Origin of the sequence: Labrys sp. (in: a-proteobacteria) (genome assembly GCF_047605565.1) — a bacterium.
GTDB classification, from domain to species: Bacteria; Pseudomonadota; Alphaproteobacteria; order Rhizobiales; family Labraceae; genus Labrys; species Labrys neptuniae.
In genome coordinates this window covers 149,492-171,065 of record NZ_JASGFM010000005.1, presented here as the reverse complement: position 1 = coordinate 171,065, position 21,574 = coordinate 149,492, and the positions used below count along the sequence as shown (strand labels likewise).

The following is a 21,574-nucleotide window of genomic DNA, read 5'->3' as shown; positions in this document are numbered from 1 at the left end:
AGAACCATGGCTGCCGCTTCAAAACGAATGAGGGAGGGCATTGCCCTCCCTCACCCGCCATAGACTATCGCGAAAGCTCAGTGATGGGCCAGGATGGCCAGCAGCAGCAGCGCGACAATGTTGGTGATCTTGATCGCCGGGTTGACGGCGGGGCCTGCCGTATCCTTGTAGGGATCGCCGACCGTGTCACCGGTCACCGAGGCCTTATGGGCTTCGGAGCCCTTGAGGTGCTTGGTGCCGTTGGCGTCGATGAAACCGTCCTCGAACGACTTCTTGGCATTGTCCCAGGCGCCGCCGCCCGCCGTCATCGAGATGGCGACGAACAGGCCCGTGACGATCACGCCGAGCAGCATGGCGCCGACGGCGGCGAAGGCATCCGACTTCGAGCCGGTGATCCACAGCACCAGGAAATAGATCACGATCGGCGACAACACCGGCAGCAGCGAGGGGATCAGCATCTCCTTGATGGCAGCGCGGGTCAGCAGGTCCACCGCCTTGCCGTAATCCGGCTTGTCGGTGCCCTGCATGATGCCGGGCTTCTCGCGGAACTGGCGCCGGACCTCCTCGACGATGGCCGAAGCGGCCTTGCCCACGGCGGTCATGGCGATGCCGCCGAAGAGATAGGGAATGAGGCCGCCGAGCAGCAGACCGACGACCACGAAGGGATTGGCCAGCGAGAAGTTCGGCTGCACCCCGGCGAAGTAGGGATACTGGGCCGAATTCGAGGAGAAATAGGCAAGGTCCGAGGTATAGGCCGCGAACAGCACCAGCGCCCCGAGGCCGGCCGAGCCGATGGCATAACCCTTGGTGACGGCCTTGGTGGTGTTGCCGACGGCGTCGAGCGCATCCGTCGACTTGCGGACTTCCTTGGGCAGGCCGGCCATTTCGGCAATGCCACCGGCATTGTCGGTGACCGGGCCGAAGGCGTCGAGCGCCACCACCATGCCGGCGAGGCCCAGCATGGTCGTCACGGCGATCGCCGTGCCGAACAGGCCGGCAAGCGTGTAGGTGGCGACGATACCGGCGACGATCACGATGGTGGGCAGTGCCGTCGCTTCCAGCGAGACCGCGAGGCCCTGGATGACGTTGGTGCCGTGACCGGTGACGGAAGCCTGCGAGATCTCGCGCACCGGCCGGTAGCCGATGCCCGTATAGTACTCGGTGATCCAGACGATCAGGCCGGTCACCACCAGGCCGACGATGCCGCAGGCGAACAGGGAGGTGCCGGTGACGTCATGGCCGCCAATGGTGCCGATCGAGCCCCAGCCGATCAGAAAATGCGTGGCGACCGCCAGGCCCGCCACCGAAAGCACGGCCGAAGCGATGAAGCCCTTGTAGAGCGCGCCCATGATCGACTGGTTGGCGCCGAGCTTGACGAAGAAGGTGCCGACGATCGAGGTGACGATGCACGCCGCGCCGATACCGAGCGGATAGAGCAGCACGTTGGAGAGCACCGGCGTTCCGGCGAACAGGATCGCCGCGAGCACCATGGTGGCGACCACGGTGACCGCATAGGTCTCGAACAGGTCGGCGGCCATGCCGGCGCAGTCACCGACATTGTCGCCGACATTGTCGGCGATGGTGGCAGGGTTGCGTGGGTCGTCCTCGGGAATGCCGGCCTCGACCTTGCCGACGAGATCACCGCCGACGTCGGCGCCCTTGGTGAAGATGCCGCCGCCCAGACGGGCGAAGATCGAGATCAGCGAGGCGCCGAAGCCCAGAGCCACCAGCGAATCGATGATCTCGCGCGCCTGCTTGGGATCGGCGAAGGAGAGCTGCATCGGGCCGGTCAGCACATAGTAGTAGACGGCGACGCCAAGCAAAGCGAGACCGGCCACCAGCATGCCGGTGACAGCACCGGCCTTGAAGGCGACTTCGAGCCCCTGCCCCAGCGAGTTCATCGCAGCCTGTGCCGTGCGGACATTGGCTCTCACCGACATGTTCATGCCGATGAAGCCGGCAAGACCCGAAAGCACTGCGCCGATCAGAAAGCCGATGGCGCTCGGGATCGAGAGGAAATAAGCGACCAGCGCGAAGATGATGATGCCGACGCCGGAAATGGTGACGTATTGGCGCCTGAGGTAAGCCTGTGCGCCTTCACGCACGAAACCGGCGATTTCCTGCATCCGGGCGTTGCCGGCGGGCTGCGCCATCACCGACTGGAATGCCCAGATTCCGTAAACGAGGGAAAGCGCCCCGCACGCAATAATGACCCACAGAGAAAGCATGGACTAAATGTTCCTTGTTCTTTACTCGCACAAGCCACTGAACAAATCGCACGAACGAACGACCCCTGCCCTTCGTATCGAAGGTCAGGATATTGCAGGTGCGGCGAATCCTCCCACCGGAGCCGTCTGATTGTCCGGATTGCCGCGATGCTGCCAAAATCATACGGGCAGCGCAACCGACGCCGTGCGTTCGCGGCAAGTTCTTTCGAAGATCCTCTTGGTGCGTCACCCGCCGGAAAACTGTCACGCCTCTGTCATCGGCTCTTGCCAAGGAAGTCCACGCTGAAGCGTTTCGCAATTCGGCCATATTGCTGAAAATTGCGAAGACACGTCGAAACAACAATGACCGGGAGCAAAGACGCGTTTTCGCTGAGGCGCGTCTGTGTTCTGGCCACCGAGCGAGATTTCCATGCGCCTTCTTCGCACCATCCTTCTCACCACCCTCCCGGTTCTGCCGACGCTGGCAATGGCCGAGCCCCTTGCCATCAACGAGCCCTTCGTTTCTTCCGCCCCGGGCGAAGAGAAGATCGATTTCGCCGGCGGCAGCTTCGTCAATCATGGCCTGGTCGGCGTCGGCCGGCTGAGTGCCGACCTCAAGGACGAAAAGGGCGACACGCTCGGCTCCTTCTCCTCCATGGCGATCGATCCCAAGAGCTGGAGCAAGACCGCCACCGGCTATAAGGGCCAGCTCCGCTCCCTGCCGGACCGCGGCTACAACAATCCCGACAAGGGCCTGTTCTTTGACTACCAGGGCCGCGTCCTCGCCTTCGACTTCGCCTTCACGCCCTATTCCGGCCCTGCCCTGCCCGCCGCCGTCACCTCGCAGTCGCAGATCGAACTGAAGCCGCTCGACGGCAAGGGCGTCTTCCTCACCGGCCTCGACGGCAAGCCGACGACGGGGGCCGATCCCGCCGACAACACCGTCGAAATGAACGGCTATACCCTGCCTGTACCGCCGGCCGGAGCGCTTGGCGCCGGCTCCCTCTCCTTCGACGCCGAGTCGATCGCCTATCGTTCCGATGGCAGCTTCTATGTCGGCGATGAATATGCCGCCGCCGTCTATCTGTTCGGACCGGACGGCAAGCTGAAGGGCCTCATCCCGCCCGGCCCGGCCCTGGTTCCCACCAAGAAGGGCAAGATCAACTTCACCTCGATGGAAGCGCCCGACACCGGCCGGCGCAACAATCAGGGCCTGGAAGCGATCTCGCTGACGCCGGATGGCAAGACCCTCTACGCCGTGCTGCAAAGCGGCGCGCTGCAGGACAGCTCGGCCGGCAAGAACCAGGCGAACCGCGCCACCACGCGGATCTACGTCTATGACGTCGCCTCGGACCCGCTGCCCAAGACCCCCAAGGCCGTCTACGCGATCGAACTGCCGGTCTATTCCAAGAAAGGCGACGGCAAGATCGACAGCACGGCCGCACAAAGCGAGATGGTGGCGCTCGACGACCACCGCTTCCTTCTGCTCGCCCGCGACGGCGCCGGCCATGGCTGCGACTGCAAGAATCCGGAGATGTTCAAGGCCATCCTGGTGGTCGACACCAGCGGCGCCACCAATCTGGCCGGCACGGACTATGAAACCGGCACCAAGCCGATCGCGCCCGCCAAGGACGACCGCAATGTCCTCGACCCCACCATTACCCCTGCCCGCTCCCTGGTGCTGGTCAACCTGTTGAACGCCACCCAGCTCGGCAAGTTCGGCCTCAACATCGACAATGCCAAGTCCAACGATCTCACCCTGTCGGAAAAATGGGAAGCCATGACGCTGGTGCCCGCCCTCGACTCGGCTGCCCCGAACGATGCCTTCCTGTTCGTCGGCAACGACAACGACTTCCTCACCAGGAAGGGCGTGATGAAGGGTCAGAGCTACGACGCCGGCCTCACCAACGACACGCTGGTGCTGGCCTATCGCCTGACCCTGCCGGAAGACCTTGCCAAGGCTTTGGCAGGGAAATAAGGGCATCGATGAGAGTGGGGGTAGTTGCCCTCACCCCCGCCCCCTCTCCCAACCTGGGAGAGGGGAGCATCGGCGTCGCGGTTGATAACGGTCGGGCGAAGCGCACGACAACAAGGCGGAACACAACGCCTGCGGCTCCCTCTCCCGAATCGGGAGAGGGACAGCCCCTCAAAAATGACTGAAACTGCCTCGGGCGAACCGGACGTCGTTGCCCTCACTGTCGAACCATCTCGGAACATGATGACCCGATGTCACCACGCCGATCGGGCTGACTGGTACCCCGGACTTCCGCGCTGCCGCTTCGAAAGCGGCGCGTTGCCCGGAAGGCACGGCGCAGAGGATCTCGTAGTCGTCCCCTCCCGTTAGGGCCGTTTCCAGCAACGTCGCGTCAAGCTTGCAGGCTGCCTGCGCGGCTGGCGAAAGCGGCACGGCATCGCGTTCGACATCGGCCGACGCACCGGAAGCCCTCAGCAGCTTGGCGAGATCGCCGACGAGGCCATCGGAAATATCCATCGAGGCCGAGGCGTGGGCGAGCACCGCCGGCGCCAGCGCCGTGCGCGGCTGTGGCAGGAGGTAGCGCCTGGCCAGGTGATCGCGCTCCACCTCTGCAAGCCCGACCAAGGCAGCCGCGCCGCGACGTGCCAGCAGACCCAGAGCTCCGTCGCCGATGGATCCACTGACATAGAGGATGTCGCGAGGCTGCGCGCCGTCGCGGCGCGGAATGCGATCGGAGGGCACCAGGCCGAAGGCGTTGACGGCGATCGTCAACGGCCCCGTGGTCTTGACCGTATCGCCGCCCAGCAGAGCAAAGGCGAATTCCTTGCCGTCGACCGCCAGGCCCTCGGCGAAGCGCTGCAGCCAGTCCTCACGCCAACCCGGCGGCAGGGCAAGGCAGAGCGTATAGGCATGCGGCCGCGCGCCCTTGGCGGCAAGGTCGGACAGGTTCACGCGCAAGGCCTTGCGCGCGATGAGATCGGGATCATCGTCGGCGAGGAAATGAATGTCGGCGACAAGCGCATCGGTGGTGACCACCAGATGCTCGCCAGGCGGCACACTCAGCGTCGCAGCGTCGTCCGTCAGCCCGCGCGCACCGGGATGGGCCGCGAGCGGGGCGAAGAAGCGGCTGATCAACTGGTCTTCGGTGAGCCGCGCCATGCGAGGACTGATGCTCAGGAAGCCTGGAGATGGTCGTTGCGTTCGGCCTTGGCGATCTTGTCGAGCACGGCGTTGACCATGCCGGCCTCCTCGCGATCGAGGAAGGCATGCGCGACGCTGACATATTCGGAGATCGTCACCTTCGGCGGGATGTCCTTGCGATGCAGCAATTCATAGACGCCGGCACGCAGGATGGCGCGCAGGATGGCATCCACCCTCTTGAGCGGCCAGCCATCGGCCAGCGCCTGGTCGACCTTGGGATCGATGCTGCGCTGCTCGCGCACGACCCCGCCGACGATGTCGCGGAAGAAGCTCTCTTCGGCCGGCGAATATTCCACGCCATCGATCTCCTGGCCGATCCAGTGGTTCTCGAATTCGGCCAGCACCTCGACGACATTGGTGCCGCGGATGTCCATCTGGTAGAGCGCCTGGACGCTGGCAAGGCGCGCAGCAGAACGTTTCTGGGCGCGGCTCATGCCTCGACCCCATGCAGGCGGCGTTTCAGGGCAACCATGTGCAGGGCGGCATCGGCCGCGCCGCCACCCTTGTTCATTTCCGAAATGCTGGCGCGAACCCGGGCCTGCTCGTCATTCTCGACGGTGAGGATGCCGTTGCCGAGCGGCAAGGCGCGCTGCACCGAGATGTCCATCAGGGCGCGCGAACTCTCGCCGGCGACGATGTCGTAATGGGTGGTCTCGCCGCGGATCACACAGCCCAGGGCGATTGCCGCATCATAGGCACGGCCGCGCTGTACCGCGGCGTCGAGAGCCATCACGATGGCCGAGGGGATTTCAAGAGCACCCGGCACGGTGAGCACGTCGAAGCTGCCGCCAGCCGCCTTGATGGCGCCGGTCGCGCCGGTGAGCAGCCCGTCGGCGATCTCTTCGTAATACCGGGCTTCGACGATCAGGATATGCGGCGGTAGCGGACCGCCGAAGCCGGACTCGGTATTTTCGAAGGAAGGGGCGGAGGAACTGGAAACACGCCTGGGACCGGCCATGGGAATTCTCGTCTCAGAGGAAAGGCAGGCTCTACACGCGCCGCCTGAATGCTGTTGGATTGACGGCGTTCCTAGAGCATCGTGTCGAAAAGGGAAAGCCGGTTTTGAGCAGGAGGGATGTGACCGCGAAGCATGGCGGGGCGCGGCCTGTCTCAGCCTCCGGCGCGATCACTCCAACGTTCGGTCCCGACATCCGCCAGCCGCGCGGCATAGCGCGCCATGGTGTCGATCTCGATGTTAACAGTATCGCCCACCTCGGCATTGCCCCAGGTGGTGACGCAGAGGGTATGAGGGATCATCATCACGCCGAAATCCTGCCCCTCCACTTTGTTGACGGTCAGCGAAGTGCCGTCGAGCGCCAGGGATCCCTTCTGGGCGATGAAGCGCGACAGGGCGGCAGGCACGCGGAAGGTGAACTGCGAGGTGCCGTCCTGGTCCTTGCGATCCAGTACCGTCGCCACCCCATCGACATGGCCGGAGACGATATGTCCGCCGAGTTCATCCCCGATCCGGAGCGCCCGCTCGAGATTGAGCTTATGCCCCACGCGCCAGGCGCCGAGCGTCGTGCGCCCGATCGTCTCGGAAGAGGCATCGACGGTGAAGAGCGTGTCGCCCCCCGGCCGCAGGGCCAGACTGGTCATGGTAAAGCAGATACCGGCCACCGCCATGGAGGCGCCCACCGTCATGGTGTCGGCGGGATAGGAGCAGGCGATGGTGATGCGCTTGGCGGAGCCGTGGTCCTCCAGCGCGACGATCTCGCCAATGTCGGTGATGATGCCGGTGAACATGGCTCAGTTCCTGCGTTGAATGGTCATGGTATCACGGCCGACCATACGAGCGGCCAGATTGGGCAATTGCCCGTCAATTTTCGCCTGAAGCTGCGATGTCAGGGCCGTCACCCCCTCCCCGATCGGTTCGGGCGAGGTGAACTGCACGAACTCCTCGACGAGATCGGCCTCGACCAGGCCGGCAGCCAGCTGGGGGCCGGCTTCGACCAGCAGGCGGGTGACGCCCCGTGTGCCGAGCAGGCGCAAGGCCTCGCCGAGATCGAGGGATGCTCCCCCGCTGGGCGAAAGGGCCGAGCAGCCGATCCGCATCACCTCCACCCCCGCCTCGACCAGGTCCCGTTCCGGTTCGACGGGGGCGTCGGCGCGAGCCATGACCCATACCGGCACCTCGCGTGCCGTCTCGACCAGCCGCGAGGAGAGCGGGAGCCGCAGCCTTGAATCGAAGATGATTCTCACCGGCGACTGGGCAGCTATGCCGGGCAACCTCACGGTGAGCATCGGATCGTCCTTGAGCACTGTGCCGATCCCGACCGCGATCGCATCGCTCTGGGCCCGCATCAGGTGCACATGGGCACTCGCCTCTTCGCCGGTGATGCGAACCGGGCGCCCGCCGGGACCGGCGAGCTTGCCGTCCGCGGAGACCGCGATCTTCACGGTGACTCCGGGCCGGCCGAAGGTCACGCGCGTGATATGCCCGACATGGGCCTGGAAGGCCTCGTCCGCCAGCACACCCTCGCGAACCTCGAGGCCATAGCGCCGCAGCATGTCGAAGCCGCGCCCGCCCACGCGCGGGTCCGGATCGCGCAGCGCTCCGACGACACGCGCAACGCCGCCGCGCGCCAGGGCATCGGCGCAGGGGCCGGTGCGCCCGTAATGCGAGCAGGGTTCGAGGGTGACATAGGCGGTGGCCCCCTTGGCCAGTGCTCCAGCCTCGGCCAGCGCCTGCGTCTCCGCATGGGGCCGCCCACCCGGCTGCGTCCAGCCCCGGCCGACGATGATATCGGCGTCGCCGACCCGGCGGACGATCACGCAGCCGACAGCCGGGTTTGGCCAGGTATTGCCAAGTCCCCGCCGGCCCAGCGCCAGAGCCGCCCGCATGAAGCGTTCGTCACGCCGCAGGGCATCGATGGCGGAGACAGGCATGGCGAAAGTCACGGGAAAGCATCAAACCGGCAAGGGGGCTCGAAGCAGCAGATAGGCTTGCCGCATGCGTCATGCAAGCGCGACACGGGAATGCCGCGCCCACATGGACCGGCAGAGCTCACTCCTCGTCCACCCGCGTCTCGTCCTCGATGCTCAATTCATCGAGAACAGCCGTAAAGTCCTTGGCCTCGCTGAAATTGCGATAGACCGAGGCGAAGCGCACATAGGCGACATCGTCGAGGGCCTTGAGCCCCTTCATGACGATCCGGCCGATCTGCTCGGAGGTGATCTCGCTTTCCCCCAGGCTCTCGATCTGCCGAACCAGGCCGTTGACCAGCCGCTCAATGCGCTCCTCATCGACCGGGCGCTTGCGCAGTGCCGTGGTGATGGAGCGCGAGAGCTTGTCGCGGTCAAACGCAACCTTGCGGCCCGAACGCTTGACGACCGTCAGTTCACGCAATTGCACGCGTTCGAAGGTCGTGAACCGTCCCCCACAGTCCGTACAGACGCGGCGGCGGCGGATCGAGGTTCCGTCATCGGTGGGGCGGCTGTCCTTCACCTGCGTGTCGGGCGCACCGCAATAGGGGCATTTCATGGATTATTCCTGGGAGTGCGGACATCCGACATGCTCGCATGTCGGATGTCCGCACTTCCTATACTGCACGCGATGCGTTTCCAAGAAGCGGACGTCGCAACATGCAGACATGTGGCTGAGATATCCGCTCTCCCGGCAGCGATCAGTAGATCGGGAAGCGGCCGGTCAGCTTGTTGACCTTGACGCGCACCGCTTCTTCGACTGCGCCATTGTTGTCGGCGCCGTTCTTGGCCAGGCCTTCCAGTGCCTCGGTGATGAGATCGCCGACTTCCTGGAACTCCTCGACGCCGAAGCCGCGCGAGGTGGCGGCGGGCGTCCCAAGGCGGATGCCCGAGGTCACCATCGGCTTCTGCGGATCATAGGGAATGCCGTTCTTGTTGCAGGTGATGTGGGCGCGCTCCAGCGCCTTCTCGGCGAAATTGCCGGTGAGGTTCTTGGGGCGCAGATCGACCAGCATCAGATGGTTGTCGGTGCCGTCGGTGACGATGTCGAAGCCGTTGCTCTTGAGATTGGCGGCCAGGGCGGCGGCATTCTCGACGACTTGGCTTGCATAGGCCTTGAACTCGGGGCGCAGCGCCTCGCCGAAAGCCACGGCCTTGGCGGCGATGACATGCATCAGCGGTCCGCCCTGCAGGCCCGGGAACACGGCCGAATTCACCTTCTTGGCAATCTCCTCGTCATTGGTGAGGATGATGCCGCCGCGCGGGCCGCGCAGGGTCTTGTGGGTGGTCGAGGTCGCCACATGCGCATGCGGGAACGGCGAGGGATGCGCGTCGCCGGCGACCAGGCCGGCGAAATGGGCCATGTCGACGAAGAAATAGGCGCCGACCGCATCGGCGATCTCACGGAAGCGGGCGAAGTCCCAGTGGCGGGCATAGCCCGAGCCGCCGGCAATGATCAGCTTGGGCTTGTGCTCATGGGCGAGGCGCTCGACCTCGTCCATGTCGACGCGCTGGTCGTCGGGACGCACATTGTAGGGCACCACGTTGAACCAGCGGCCGGACATGTTGACCGCCGAGCCATGGGTGAGGTGGCCGCCGGCATTGAGGTTCAGGCCCATGAAGGTGTCGCCCGGCTTCATCAACGCCAGGAACACGCCCTGATTGGCCTGGCTGCCGGAATTGGGCTGGACATTGGCATAGGCGCAGCCGAACAGCTTCTTGACGCGCTCGATCGCCAGGTTCTCGGCCATGTCGACGAATTCGCAACCGCCATAATAGCGGCGGCCCGGATAGCCCTCCGCATATTTGTTGGTCATGATCGAGCCCTGGGCCTCCAGGACCGCCTTCGAAACGATGTTCTCGGACGCGATCAGCTCGATATGGTCGCGCAGGCGGCCCAATTCGAGATCGATGGTACGCGCCAGCTCCGGATCGGCGGAATGCAGATCGGCGGCGAAGAAGCTGTTCGACAGGGCGGCGGAGCGAGCGTCATTCATCGTGGCAGGGCCTCGTTGGAGAAGAGGCAGACGACATAACGGAGTTGCACCGCAAAGTCATGTCTGCAAGCGACCAAAGTTGCGCCATGACTGGAAAGGCAGGCTTGAAACGCAACAGCGCCACAGACGAGGCTGCGGCGCTGTCAATCTCTTTCAGGTCGGAGGGGACGACGCCCCGATCAGCCCTGCTCTTCCTTGGTGACCACGGAAAGCGAGGCGAAGCCATCCTTGTTGTAGATGTCGTCGCGGAACTCGACCAGGCCCTCGGGCGTCGCCCAGGCCGTGATATAGGCCCAGAACACCGGCACCTTGGCGGTCGGGTTGACGGTCGTCTGGGCGCCCGAACGGATCACCTCGTCGATGCGGTCGCGGGTATATTCGGTGCCCTGCAGGATCCAGGCGACCAGTTCGCGGACGTCCTGCACGCGGGCACAGCCCGAGGAGTCGAAGCGGTAGTCCGAGCCGAACACCGACTTGTAGGGCGTATCGTGCATATAGACGCCATACTGGTTGGCGATGTTGATGCGCACCTGGCCGAGCGAATTGCCGAAGCCCGGCTCCTGCCGGAAGCGCATCTTGGTGGCTTCGTCGGTGTTCCAGTTGATCTGCTCGGGCGTGAGCTCCTGGCCCTGCGGATTGAAGATGCGGATATGGTGATCGGCCAGGTAGCTCGGCTCCTTCTGCATCAGAGGGATCAGGTCCTTCTTGATGATGGAGAGCGGCACGGTCCAATAGGGGTTGAAATTGATGTTCTGCACCACGGTCGACAGGATCGGCGAGGGTCGGTCCGGCTTGCCGATCACCGTGGAGTGGCGCTGCTCGACCGCGCCGTTGTTCACCGCTTCCAGCTCGGTCGCCGGAATGTTCATCATGATGTAGCGGTTGCCCAGATTGCCCATCGAGCGCAGGCGCACGATGTTCATCTGCAGCTGCTTGATGCGGACATCGATCGGAATGGCGAGGGCGGCGCGCGAGGTATCGCCGACGACGCCGCTGGACAGGATGCCATGGCGCGACTGGAAGCGCTTCACCGCACCGTCGAGATAGGAATCGAAGACGGGCGAACCGCCGAGCGACGGCGCCAGATCGCCCGAGGCGATCAGGCGCTGGCGCAGCGAGACGACGTCGGGGCTGCGCGAGCCAAGCTGGAGCCGGCCCTTGCCGGTCACCTGGGGCCAACCGCCCTGGGCCGCGATTTCGCTATATTTCTGCAACGCATTCTGCGTGGCCTGCAAGGTGTAGGCCGAGAAAGTGGGCGAGGAACTGCTGGCCTGCCCGATGGGGCTGGCCACGGAATCGTAGCGCTCCTTCATCTCCATCTGGCCGAGGCCATAATCCTGCGCGGCGGCCGGACGCGCCAAGGCGGTCGCAGCGGCCCCGAGGGCCAAAGTGGAGAGAAAACCACGACGAGAATAGTCAGACATCTTGTTCTAATCCTGCAGCAAAGCCCGCTTGCGCCACGCACCTACCGTACCGGTAATTTCCTGCGGCCGTGAATTAGCCGAGCTCTTTACACGGGAGAGGTAAACGAACCGAGACCAAAATCAGACCTCGTCACCGGCCATTTGCGATCCCGGTATACGAAACTTGCGCAATGCCCTATCGCCAGAAAGCGGCAAAACCGGGACAAATGTGGCAAGGCCCGTCACGATCACCGCCATGTGAGCGCGAATCGCGCCTGCGTGACAAAGTTGCAACAATCCGGTCGTCGCCTCTCACGGATGGCGCCGCTCGCGCGAGGCGAGAAAGGCCAGCCCGACATAGAGCAGGATCAGAACACCGATCGTCGTCATCATCGCATATTGCCGGCCGAAGATCTCCGGACGGAACAGCGAGATGATGAAATAGCTGCCGGAAGCGATCAGCCAGATGACCCCACCCCATGTCGCCGCCATCCACAAGCCGACGGCCGCGACCAGATCGAAGACCGCGAACACGATCACCGCACTCTGGGTGAGGACCGGCATGCCGAGGAAGCGATCCGGATCGGCCTGCCCGATCCCAAGGATCAGGCACCAATGGATGATGCCCTTGGCCATCCACAGCACGGCGACGGCACGCATGAACCACAACAGGTAGGCGCCATAGGGCGGGCCGTCGCGGTCAAACTCGATATCGCTCATGTCGTGCCTCGTTGCTGTCGGTCCTTCTAACCGTGCAAGGAGCCGAGGGCAAATCACCCGGCCGCATGGAGGCGATCGAAGCCTGGCCGATGAAGGGGACGAGGAATGCCCGCCATCTCGCGGGTGCTCCCCGGTTTTTGACCATCGAGCCCCTGCATTTGCCGCTGCCGGGGTGTGACATGACGGCATGCCTCCGCTGCACCGGATGTGATAGAACCTTTCCAAAGTTCATTTCGAAGAGACTGCCATGCCTTCCTCCGTCACCCCGCTCAAGCCCGCCCTCGCCTCCGCCTCGGACCGTCTCGACCTCGTCGAGCGCCCGCGCCGCAACCGCAAGAGCGAATGGGCCCGCCGGCTGGTGAAGGAGAATGTGCTCACCACCAATGATCTGATCTGGCCGATCTTCGTGCAGGAAGGCGAGAATCTGAGGAGCCCCGTAGCGGCGATGCCTGGCGTCGACCGAGTCAGCATCGACATCGCCGTCGAGGAAGCGCAGCGGGCCGCCGCCCTCGACATCCCCGTGGTGGCGATCTTCCCCTACACCGATCCTTCGCTGCGCGACCCCACCGGGAGCGAGGCCCTGAACGCGCAGAACCTGACCTGCCGGGCCTGCCGCGCCATCAAGGCCAAGGTGCCCGAAATCGGCCTGCTGACCGACGTGGCGCTCGATCCCTACACTTCGCACGGCCATGACGGGCTGCTGGAAGCAGGACGCATCCTCAATGACGAGACCGTCGCCCTGCTGGTGCGCCAGGCCTTGGTCCAGGCCGAATCCGGTTCCGATATCATTGCACCGTCCGACATGATGGACGGCCGCGTCGGCGCCATCCGCGCCGCACTCGATGCCGCCGGTTTCCTCGACGTGCAGATCATGGCCTATTCGGCCAAATATGCCTCGGCCTTCTACGGCCCGTTCCGCGAGGCGGTCGGCTCCTCCCGCGCGCTCAAGGGGGACAAGCGCACCTATCAGATGGACTATGCCAATTCGGACGAGGCTGTACGCGAGGCCGAGCTCGACATCGCCGAAGGCGCCGACATGATCATGGTCAAGCCCGGCCTGCCCTATCTCGACATCGTCGCCCGCCTCAAGCAGAGCTTCGGCCGCCCGACCTTCGCCTATCAGGTCTCGGGTGAGTATGCGATGATCATGGCCGCCGCCCAGAACGGCTGGATCGACGGCGAAAAGGCGATGATCGAGAGCCTCACCGCCTTCAAGCGTGCCGGCGCCGACGGCATCCTCACCTATTTCGCACCGCGCGCCGCCGAATATCTGCGCGGCAGATAGCAGGCCGGCCTATCTATCGATATGGCCGAGATCGCGATCGGGATCGAGCCGGTCGCGCACCAGCTGCTTGAGAGCTTTGACGTCGGGAAAGCCGCCGTCGCGCTTGCGCTCCCAGATCTCCTGGCCCTCATATTCGATGCGGAAGGCACCGCCGGTGGCCGGTACCAGCGTAACCTCGCCCAGATCTTCCGAAAAGGTCGAGAGCAGTTCCTGGGCCATCCAGGCTGCCCGGAGCAGCCATTGGCATTGCCGACAATAAACGATGGTCACACTGGGCTTGCCGTCACGCATCACGAGTCTCGAAACAGGAAAGGGATTCGACGATATCCCCGCCGCCGCCTCAGGAAAAGCTCGCGATTGAGTGGCCCCTCACCCGGGACGGCCGGGTTTGCTGTCCGAATCGCGGCAAGCCTGTAATCTGCTTGCAGGCAGCGCCGACATAAAAATCGGGTCAACCGGTGTGGCGCGAAGATTCAGGCGGCACCCTTGATCCATCGTGTCATCGCCTTGCTTCTCGTCACTTTGTGCCTGGCTTCCTGTCGCGACAGCCTCGACCCGCAGGAAATCCGCATCTGCCGGCAGACATTGCCCGCCGTGGCGCTCGACGCAGACGGACTTACGGTCACTGCCGTTACCCCCGCCTCGCCACCGTTCAAGATCCGCATCGACTATCGGACGCTACATCAGGGACGCAGCAGCAATCACAGCGTGTTCTGCGCCTTCGGACCGAGCCCGCCGGATAACCGGTTCATCGAGCTGAGTGCCCTGGCCGCGGACGGCAGAGCCTTTGCTGCCTGGAAGCTCCACCTCCTCAAGCGCTATTGGCTCGAACGCCCCGAGGCCGCCCTTGCCGATCCGGGCCCCGGTGAAACCATAGCCGATATCCCCGAGGTCCCCAGCAGCATTGCCTTTCTGGTGCAGAGTCTCGGCAACGGGGTGCCGACCACGGCCATGACCATGCTGATCGCAGTGGCCTATGCCCTCGTCTTCGGCCTGGTCCAGCGCATCAACCTGGCCTTCGGGGATTTCGCCACGCTCGGCGGCGTGATGAGCGTCTCGATCATGCTGATCATGCTGGCGCTCGGCTCCCGCTCTCCGGCCCTGGACCTCGTCGTCGTGTTCGCGGCTGCGGTCGGCCTCGTGGTTCTCGCCGGTCATATCGTGGAAAAACTGGTCTTCGCCCCCCTCGCCTTCCGGCGCGGCCAGACCATCCTGATCGCAACGGTGGCCGTGGCATCGGTCATGCGCGAGGCGATGCGCGTCGCCCAGGGTCCCAATGATCGCTGGGCACCGCCGGTCACCAGTCCCTATCTGCCGGTGGTGCGATCGGGCGATTTCGTCGTCCATTTCACCGTCATGCAGATGTCGATCGGTGCGGCCGCGGCCATCGTCGCCATCGCCGTCGTCGTGCTGATGCACCGCAGCGAGCTCGGCCGGCGCTGGCGCGCGATATCGGACGATGCCCTGATGGCCAACCTTGTCGGGATCTCGAGCCGGGGCATGCTGGCCTTGACCTTCGGCCTCGCCTCCGCGCTGGCCGGTTTCGCCGGTTTCATCATGACCGTCTATTACGGCGGAGCCGATGCTTATGGCGGAGCCATGATCGGCTTGAAGGGCCTGGTCGCAGCCGTCATCGGCGGCATCGGTTCGATCGAAGGGGCGCTGCTCGGCGGCCTCGTGCTCGGCCTGTTCGAGGTTGTCTGGCAGGCCTATTTTCCGATCGAGCACCGGGACGTGGCCGTGATGACCTTTCTTGTCCTCATGCTGATCTTCCGTCCGGGCGGGCTGTTCGGCTTTGCCGATGCCACCCCCCGGCAGGTCTGACGACCGGCTTCAAAAACGGCGCCGGGCGCGATAATTTGATCTCGCCCGCCAGCAGGACTCTGGCGAGACGCGGCGCCCGGTGGTAGCTTTCGCCTTCATGCATGGAGAATGGCGTTGAGCATTGAAATACGCGACTCACCGCAATTCTATCTGACCGCGCCATCGCCCTGTCCCTATTTGAAGGGCAAGCAGGAACGCAAAGTGTTCACCCACCTGATCGGTGAGCGGGCCGCGCGCCTCAACGATGTGCTCAGCCATGGCGGCTTCCGCCGCTCGCAGACCATTGCCTACCGGCCGGCCTGCGAAAACTGCAAGGCTTGCGTTTCGGTGCGCGTGCCGGTTGCCGATTTCATCAGGACGAAATCTTTCCGCCGCGTGCAGGCCGACAATCGCGACGTCGTTTCGCAAATGCGCAGTGCCACGCCGACCTCGGAACAATATTCCACCTTCAGGGCCTATCTCGACCAGCGCCATGCCGATGGCGGCATGGCCGACATGACGGTGCTCGACTATGCGATGATGGTCGAGGATACCCATGTGAACACGCAATTGGTCGAGTACCGGCTATCCGGTGCCGGCCTGCCGTTGAACCGGCAAGGCGAGGGTCCGCTGGTCGGCGTTTCGCTCACCGATGTGCTGGCCGACGGCCTGTCGATGGTCTACTCGTTCTATGAGCCGGGCATGGCGGCACGCAGCGTCGGCACATTCATGATCCTGGACCATATCGCCCGTACGCAGGCGATGGGACTGCCCTATCTCTATCTGGGCTATTGGGTCGAGGGATCGCGCAAGATGGCCTATAAGGGGCGCTTCCTGCCGCAGGAACGGCTCGGCCCCAATGGCTGGGATCGCGTCGAGAAATAGCGGCCGTGGCGTTTGGTGACGGGGCGTCACGCCAAGAATCTCCACGATCCGTCACCCCGCCATCATGTTTCTGAACGTCAGATGACCAGGGCGTTCGCGCCTCGTTCAGGCAGGAACTGGCATCGTGTCCTCATTGCTCCTTGAGTTCCTACGAGCTCGAGCCCCCTCAATGAGGTAACCGATGAACCTTCTCGGCAAGACCATGATTGCGGCCTCCTTCGCGCTGACGGGCCTGATGGCCAGTGTCGGCACGTCCTCGGCCATGAACGTCGCTCCGGCGACGCCAGGCGCTTCGCCGCTGGTCCAGGATGTCCGCTGGGGCTGTGGCCCTGGCTGGCAGCCCAATCGCTGGGGCCGCTGCGTCCCAGTCCGCCGTCCCTACTATGGCTATGGCGGCGGGTATGGCTATGGCGGTGGCTGGGGTCCTCGTCCCCGCTGGGGCTGGGGCGATGGCTACCGTCCCCGCCATGGCGGCTGGGATCGCCCCTATTATCGCGAACGCCGCTGGGACAATTATTGAGCCCACCAAACGAGTTCCAGGGGGCGGTAGCGTATAACCGCCCCTCTTCCCCTATCCGGCCGAGCCACCGGTGTCCTGCGTAATTGGCTCACATTCGGAAACGGTGCCCCAGGCAAGCCCCCATATCGCGTAGGCAAGACGCCTATGGAGGCTTTACGGACGCTCCGGCCAGGCGCGGCTTGTCAGGCTGCAATGCCGCGCCGAACCTGGTATCCGCGCCTGACGGCACCGTTTTGACTGAGAGCGCCGTTGCTGCCCCCGCACCCTGCCTCAAGAGACCAGGCGCGCATCCAGCCTGGCTGCCGCTTCCACCACGGCTCGCCTTTCGGGCATGCCGTCCCAGCCATTGCCGAGGCCGCATTTGAGGCTCGCGGCCGCGCTGGCAAATCGAGCAGCATCGATCACGGACCGCCCCTCCGCCAACCCGGCGGCCAGGGCACCATGAAACACATCACCCGCACCGGTGGTGTCGAGCACACTCACCGGCAAAGCCGGCACCAGGGTCAGCCTGCTGTCGACCCACCATAGCGAGCCCCGTGCGCCCAACGTGACGCCAAAGGTGCCGCCAAGGCGCCGAGACAACGCTTCGCAGCCTTTCGCATCCGGTTGCGCCCCGGCGCTGGCAAGCGCAAATCCATCCTCCGAGAACACCGGCAGGCTCGCGCGTCGTGCCAGCTCCAACAGCCGCGCCGGATCGGTCACTTCCGCATCGAGCACCGACGGGACGCCCGCGGCAGCAGCCGCATCCAGCACCGTAAAAGAGGCTTCGTGCCAATTGATATCGGCAAGCACCGCGCCCGCCTTGGCAATGTCCTGCAAAGGCAGATGGGCCGGCGAGGCCGGCAGGTCGGTGTGATCGTGACCGACGATGAGCCGTTCGCCCTGCCGATCGACGATCACCACGGCGGAGATGGTATCCATCTCCCCGCTGCATTTCACGCCGTCGATCCCGACGCCGTGATGGCGCAGGCGCTCGCATAGGAAAGCCGCTTCGGCATCGTCACCCAAACGGCTCCACAATTCGACCGGCTGCTGCAAGCGGGCGCAGGCGACCGCGGCCGTCGCGGCCGGACCGCCTCCCCGCTTGAAATGGTGCCGGGCCGTGACCTTGATGGCCTGCCGCGGCATTTCATCGATTTCCAGCACCTGGTCCACCGTCGTGGTGCCGACGCAGATGACGGCTCCCCTCGTTCTCATCGGCTCTTGCATGATCGCTTGTCTTCGCCGCCCGAAGCGTTCTGCAGGCGGACCTTATGGGTTGTTTCCTCGCGATGATATAAAGCCAGTTTGTCAGACAAAACAATATGGCCATCGGCTCATCTGGCGGGCACCGAAGCGGCGCGAACCATGATCAGGGCGGCTTGGCAAGCCTGACCAAACGTCAGCTTCCGTACCGATATAACACCCGCGTCACGCTCGTGCTGGTGTTGTCGGACCAACGTTCGGGAGGATCGAGGAAGAGCGCATGTTGCAGCTATGGACAAAAGCGCTCGCCTCGCACTGCTGTAACAACTTACCGGCGGACTTGGTCGCTTGCGCTCTTCGTGAGGCAATGAAAAGCCCGGTCCACGCAAACGCGGCCGGGCTTTCGCATGTCGGGCAACCGGGTGGCTCGAATCGGGCATCCGACCACCGTGTCTGGTCAATCACGACGGACCGGGCTCGCAATGGCGCTGTGGCTGAAACCGATTTCGGCAAGACCCTTTTGGGTCGGTATCCGATGGGTCTCCCGGCGCTTTTGACAGGCAGGAAACGCCCGACAGCAGATGTGCAATCTGGCAATGAGACTGACAAGGATCATCGCTACCTAAGGAAATTCACCGTTTGTTGCGGTGCAATATAGCGCGCCAACCGGCCTCCAGCGACGCGAGTGCGTAGCTGGCATGCGGGCCTTTCGCAACAGCCCCAACCCAGGAGCTAGGACTATCGCCTACCTGACTAACCAACCGCCCTCCGAGTTGTCGAAGGGACCCAACACGCATTTTGCACCTATCAATACGACCGATCGCACGGATGAGATCGAGGAAAGTTCACCTATGCCCCTTCTGTCGGCATTCACCGTCGCTCCCACCATCGAGACGTCGCGCTTGATTTTGCGTGCGCACAGACCCGGCGATCTGGAGAGCGTCACGGCCATGTGGGCAGAGCCCGCGGTGCTTCGTTATGTGCGCAAATCCCCCTATCCGCGCGAGGAAGTCTGGACCCGCATGCTGCGTTATGCCGGCCACTGGCTCTGGATGGGGTTCGGCTTCTGGATCGTGACCGACAAGACGGACGGGCGATTCCTGGGCGAAGTCGGCATCCATAATTTCGAGCGCGACATGGAGCCTGAATTCTCAGGCACACCCGAACTCGGCTACTCCCTGATCGGCGCGGCCCATGGCAAGGGCTATGCCACCGAGGCAGCCAAGGCGGTGCTGAACTGGTTCGACGGCCATATCGATCTGCCGCATACCAACTGCATGACGAGCCCCGACAACATCCACTCCCAGCGTGTCGCCCTCAAATGCGGCTATGAATATCTGCGCCAGTCCATTCATCTGGGTTCCCCCGTTGCGATCTTTCGCAGGCGCAGAGTCATCGCACCGACGCCATGATGCGATGTGAAACCACGGCTTGTTCTCCTTGATGACGTTAAGGACAGCAAAACCTTGACTGAAATTCGATCAGAAAAGCTTGCCGGCGTGAAGCGCCGGCAAGCTTTTGCCGAAATGGAAACTGATCCGAGCTGATGAAGGTTCCTCTTTTTTCTTTGGCAGACTCGGTCTATCACCAGGGTGTGCCGTACCTTCGCCGTATTCCTGATCACACAAATAGGCATTCCGGCTGAGGCTTATCCAGAGTCGGCGGCGGGCAATATCCGCCGAAAATGAGGGAGTTAGAATGATGCTTCGTTCCGCCATCATTGGTACCGGACTACTGATCGCCAGCGCGGTCGCGCTTGCTGCGCCAGCGCAGGCGCTCACCATGAAGGAGTGCAGCGACAAATATCAGGCCGCAAAGACCGCGAACACGCTGAACGGCGCGACCTGGAACGACTTCCGCAAGGCACAATGCGGCACGGAAGCAACGCCGGCTGCCACCGCGCCGGCAGCACCTGCAGCTCCCGCCGCGACGACGGCTGCCAAACCGGCTCCGGCCGCCAAGCCGGCTCCGACCGCCGCCACCTCGGGCAGCGCCGTGTTCCCGTCGGCCATCGATCCGAAATATGCCAAGGAATCGGCCGGCAAGCAGCGCATGCATACCTGCCTCGACCAGTATAATGCCAACAAGGCCAACAACGGCAATGGCGGCCTGAAATGGATTCAGAAGGGCGGCGGCTACTACAGCGAATGCAACAAGAAGCTGAAAGGTTAATTCTCTTCTTCTTCATCATGCGGCCACGGATACCCTCCGCGGCCGTTTTCTTTTACCGCTGATGCAAGGCGTTCAAGCCTTCACTTCCACCCAGCGGCCTTTGGCAAAGCTGTCCGCGATGGCGTGGATGGTACGCTCGATGGCAAGGCCATCGTCGAAGTCGAACACCGAGGCCTTTTCGCCCTCGATGCGGGCGATCAGTTCGCGGCATTCGATCACTTTCAGATCGTTGAAACCAAGCCCGTGGCCAGGCGCCGGAATGAAGCGATCATAGGGCTTGTGCACCGGCGCACTGAGAATGGTCCGGAACCCCTGGGTTTCCTCGTTGCCCTCGCGGCGGAAAAGCTGCACCTCGTTGAAGCGTTCCTGATCGAACACGATGGCGCCGGCATCGCCAAAGATCTGCAGTTGGATGCGCCCCTTGCGCCCCCAGGCGGCGCGATTGACGGTGAGCACCCCCGAAGCGCCGCTCTCCAGGCGCAGCAAGGCGGTGGCGATGTCATAGTTCTCGATGGCTCGCCTGCCGCCATCGGGGTGGGGACGGTCCGCATAGGGCCTTGCCATCTCGCCGAACACTTCGGCGACCCCGCCGAGAACAAAACGCAGCAGGCTGAGGGGATGCACGGCAAAATCGTCGAGGGCCCCGTACCCGGCGCTGGCCTCGTTGCGGGTAGCAAAGGGGGTTTGCCGGTCCGCCATGAAATCCTCGTCCATCTCCAGGCGGACATGATTGATGACGCCGATCGCCCCCTCGCCGATCAGCTTGCGGATCAGGCGCATGGCGGGATTTTGAATATAGTTGTAGCCGAGCACCGCCACCTTGCCGCTGCCGCGCCAGGCGGCGTGCATCGCCTGCGCGTCGGCAAAGACGGTCGCCATCGGCTTTTCGCACCAGACATGCTTGCCCGCCTCCAGCGCCGCGATCGCCATCTCGGCATGAAAACGGTTGGGCGTGGTGATCGAGATCACGTCGATCTGCGGGTCGGCCAGGAGTTCACGCCAGTCTCCGGTCGAGGTCGCGAAGCCGAGTTCCATTGCCTTGGTGCGGGCGAGATCGGCGGACGCCTCGGCAAGCGCGACCAAACGAGGCCTGATGACGTCACCGAAGGTCGAGGCGACCGCATTCCACGCCAAGGCGTGACATTTGCCCATATATCCCGTGCCGATCAGGCCAACACCGAGCCCCTTGCCATCCGATTTGGCCAACGCGTTCATCACTGCTCTCCCTTTATGTCCATTCGCCATACCGCCTTGGTATGGCCGTCATTCCATTTCATTGTGCGACGCAGCACAGATT

At 63.8% G+C, this 21,574-nt stretch carries 20 protein-coding genes; 7 read left to right on the top strand and 13 right to left on the bottom strand.

All coding sequences use genetic code 11. The features are described 5' to 3' along the window. Positions 1-77: 77 nt before the first annotated feature. Positions 78-2,228 (bottom strand): sodium-translocating pyrophosphatase, encoded by a 2,151-nt coding sequence (locus QM672_RS07420; RefSeq protein ID WP_311935473.1) that lies wholly within the window; start codon positions 2,226-2,228, stop codon positions 78-80. A gap of 409 nt (positions 2,229-2,637) precedes the next feature. On the opposite strand from QM672_RS07420, the gene QM672_RS07415 reads away from it, so the two are divergent. Further along, on the top strand, positions 2,638-4,185 hold the full coding sequence (locus tag QM672_RS07415; protein WP_415081607.1) for an esterase-like activity of phytase family protein: 1,548 nt from the start codon (positions 2,638-2,640) through the stop codon (positions 4,183-4,185). A 168-nt stretch (positions 4,186-4,353) separates the two neighbouring features. Here QM672_RS07415 and thiL read toward each other — a convergent pair whose 3' ends face one another. The 9 genes from thiL to QM672_RS07370 form a co-directional block, all read right to left on the bottom strand. Further along, positions 4,354-5,340, bottom strand: coding sequence for a thiamine-phosphate kinase (gene thiL, locus QM672_RS07410; protein ID WP_415081605.1), 987 nt, complete (start codon positions 5,338-5,340; stop codon positions 4,354-4,356). 14 nt (positions 5,341-5,354) lie between these two features. Beyond that, a complete protein-coding gene (gene nusB, locus QM672_RS07405; RefSeq protein ID WP_367623179.1) occupies positions 5,355-5,816 on the bottom strand; it encodes a transcription antitermination factor NusB in 462 nt (153 codons plus the stop codon). Next, positions 5,813-6,340: a 6,7-dimethyl-8-ribityllumazine synthase gene (locus QM672_RS07400; protein ID WP_082980224.1), complete on the bottom strand. Its 528-nt coding sequence runs from the start codon at positions 6,338-6,340 to the stop codon at positions 5,813-5,815. The genes nusB and QM672_RS07400 overlap by 4 nt, the downstream gene beginning before the upstream one ends. Before the next feature lie 152 nt (positions 6,341-6,492). Continuing rightward, entirely contained in the window at positions 6,493-7,128 is a 636-nt protein-coding gene (locus QM672_RS07395; RefSeq protein ID WP_415081602.1) for a riboflavin synthase, read from the bottom strand. A 3-nt stretch (positions 7,129-7,131) separates the two neighbouring features. Further along, positions 7,132-8,271, bottom strand: coding sequence for a bifunctional diaminohydroxyphosphoribosylaminopyrimidine deaminase/5-amino-6-(5-phosphoribosylamino)uracil reductase RibD (gene ribD, locus QM672_RS07390; protein WP_415081600.1), 1,140 nt, complete (start codon positions 8,269-8,271; stop codon positions 7,132-7,134). A gap of 118 nt (positions 8,272-8,389) precedes the next feature. Further along, a complete protein-coding gene (gene nrdR / locus QM672_RS07385; protein WP_311935487.1) occupies positions 8,390-8,866 on the bottom strand; it encodes a transcriptional regulator NrdR in 477 nt (158 codons plus the stop codon). Positions 8,867-9,008: 142 nt separating this feature from the next. Further along, complete coding sequence (gene glyA / locus QM672_RS07380) at positions 9,009-10,304, bottom strand: serine hydroxymethyltransferase (protein WP_311935489.1); 1,296 nt, start codon at positions 10,302-10,304, stop codon at positions 9,009-9,011. Between the two features lie 179 nt (positions 10,305-10,483). Next, complete coding sequence (locus tag QM672_RS07375) at positions 10,484-11,728, bottom strand: L,D-transpeptidase family protein (protein ID WP_068298907.1); 1,245 nt, start codon at positions 11,726-11,728, stop codon at positions 10,484-10,486. Positions 11,729-12,019: 291 nt separating this feature from the next. Beyond that, positions 12,020-12,427: a DUF6163 family protein gene (locus QM672_RS07370; RefSeq protein WP_068298904.1), complete on the bottom strand. Its 408-nt coding sequence runs from the start codon at positions 12,425-12,427 to the stop codon at positions 12,020-12,022. 247 nt (positions 12,428-12,674) lie between these two features. Between QM672_RS07370 and hemB the strand changes: the two genes are divergently transcribed. Next, positions 12,675-13,712: a porphobilinogen synthase gene (gene hemB / locus QM672_RS07365; RefSeq protein WP_415081597.1), complete on the top strand. Its 1,038-nt coding sequence runs from the start codon at positions 12,675-12,677 to the stop codon at positions 13,710-13,712. A 9-nt stretch (positions 13,713-13,721) separates the two neighbouring features. Here the strand turns inward: hemB and QM672_RS07360 are convergent, their stop codons facing one another. Further along, complete coding sequence (locus QM672_RS07360; protein ID WP_068298899.1) at positions 13,722-14,003, bottom strand: SelT/SelW/SelH family protein; 282 nt, start codon at positions 14,001-14,003, stop codon at positions 13,722-13,724. A 195-nt stretch (positions 14,004-14,198) separates the two neighbouring features. Between QM672_RS07360 and QM672_RS07355 the strand changes: the two genes are divergently transcribed. From QM672_RS07355 to QM672_RS07345, 3 genes are all read left to right on the top strand, one after another. Further along, positions 14,199-15,536: a branched-chain amino acid ABC transporter permease gene (locus QM672_RS07355; protein WP_367623184.1), complete on the top strand. Its 1,338-nt coding sequence runs from the start codon at positions 14,199-14,201 to the stop codon at positions 15,534-15,536. A gap of 114 nt (positions 15,537-15,650) precedes the next feature. Then, a complete protein-coding gene (locus QM672_RS07350; RefSeq protein ID WP_367623185.1) occupies positions 15,651-16,400 on the top strand; it encodes an arginyltransferase in 750 nt (249 codons plus the stop codon). Positions 16,401-16,581: 181 nt separating this feature from the next. Then, positions 16,582-16,920, top strand: a complete 339-nt coding sequence (locus QM672_RS07345) for a hypothetical protein (protein ID WP_311935501.1) — start codon at positions 16,582-16,584, stop codon at positions 16,918-16,920. 270 nt (positions 16,921-17,190) lie between these two features. Here the strand turns inward: QM672_RS07345 and QM672_RS07340 are convergent, their stop codons facing one another. Beyond that, complete coding sequence (locus QM672_RS07340) at positions 17,191-18,117, bottom strand: PfkB family carbohydrate kinase (RefSeq protein ID WP_415081593.1); 927 nt, start codon at positions 18,115-18,117, stop codon at positions 17,191-17,193. 839 nt (positions 18,118-18,956) lie between these two features. Between QM672_RS07340 and QM672_RS07335 the strand changes: the two genes are divergently transcribed. Both QM672_RS07335 and QM672_RS07330 read left to right on the top strand, forming a co-directional pair. Next, complete coding sequence (locus tag QM672_RS07335; RefSeq protein WP_311935505.1) at positions 18,957-19,517, top strand: GNAT family N-acetyltransferase; 561 nt, start codon at positions 18,957-18,959, stop codon at positions 19,515-19,517. Positions 19,518-19,803: 286 nt separating this feature from the next. Beyond that, a complete protein-coding gene (locus tag QM672_RS07330) occupies positions 19,804-20,277 on the top strand; it encodes a hypothetical protein (RefSeq protein WP_311935507.1) in 474 nt (157 codons plus the stop codon). Positions 20,278-20,349: 72 nt separating this feature from the next. On the opposite strand, the gene QM672_RS07325 is transcribed toward QM672_RS07330, so the two are convergent. Beyond that, entirely contained in the window at positions 20,350-21,492 is a 1,143-nt protein-coding gene (locus QM672_RS07325; RefSeq protein ID WP_311935509.1) for a Gfo/Idh/MocA family oxidoreductase, read from the bottom strand. Positions 21,493-21,574 lie beyond the last annotated feature (82 nt).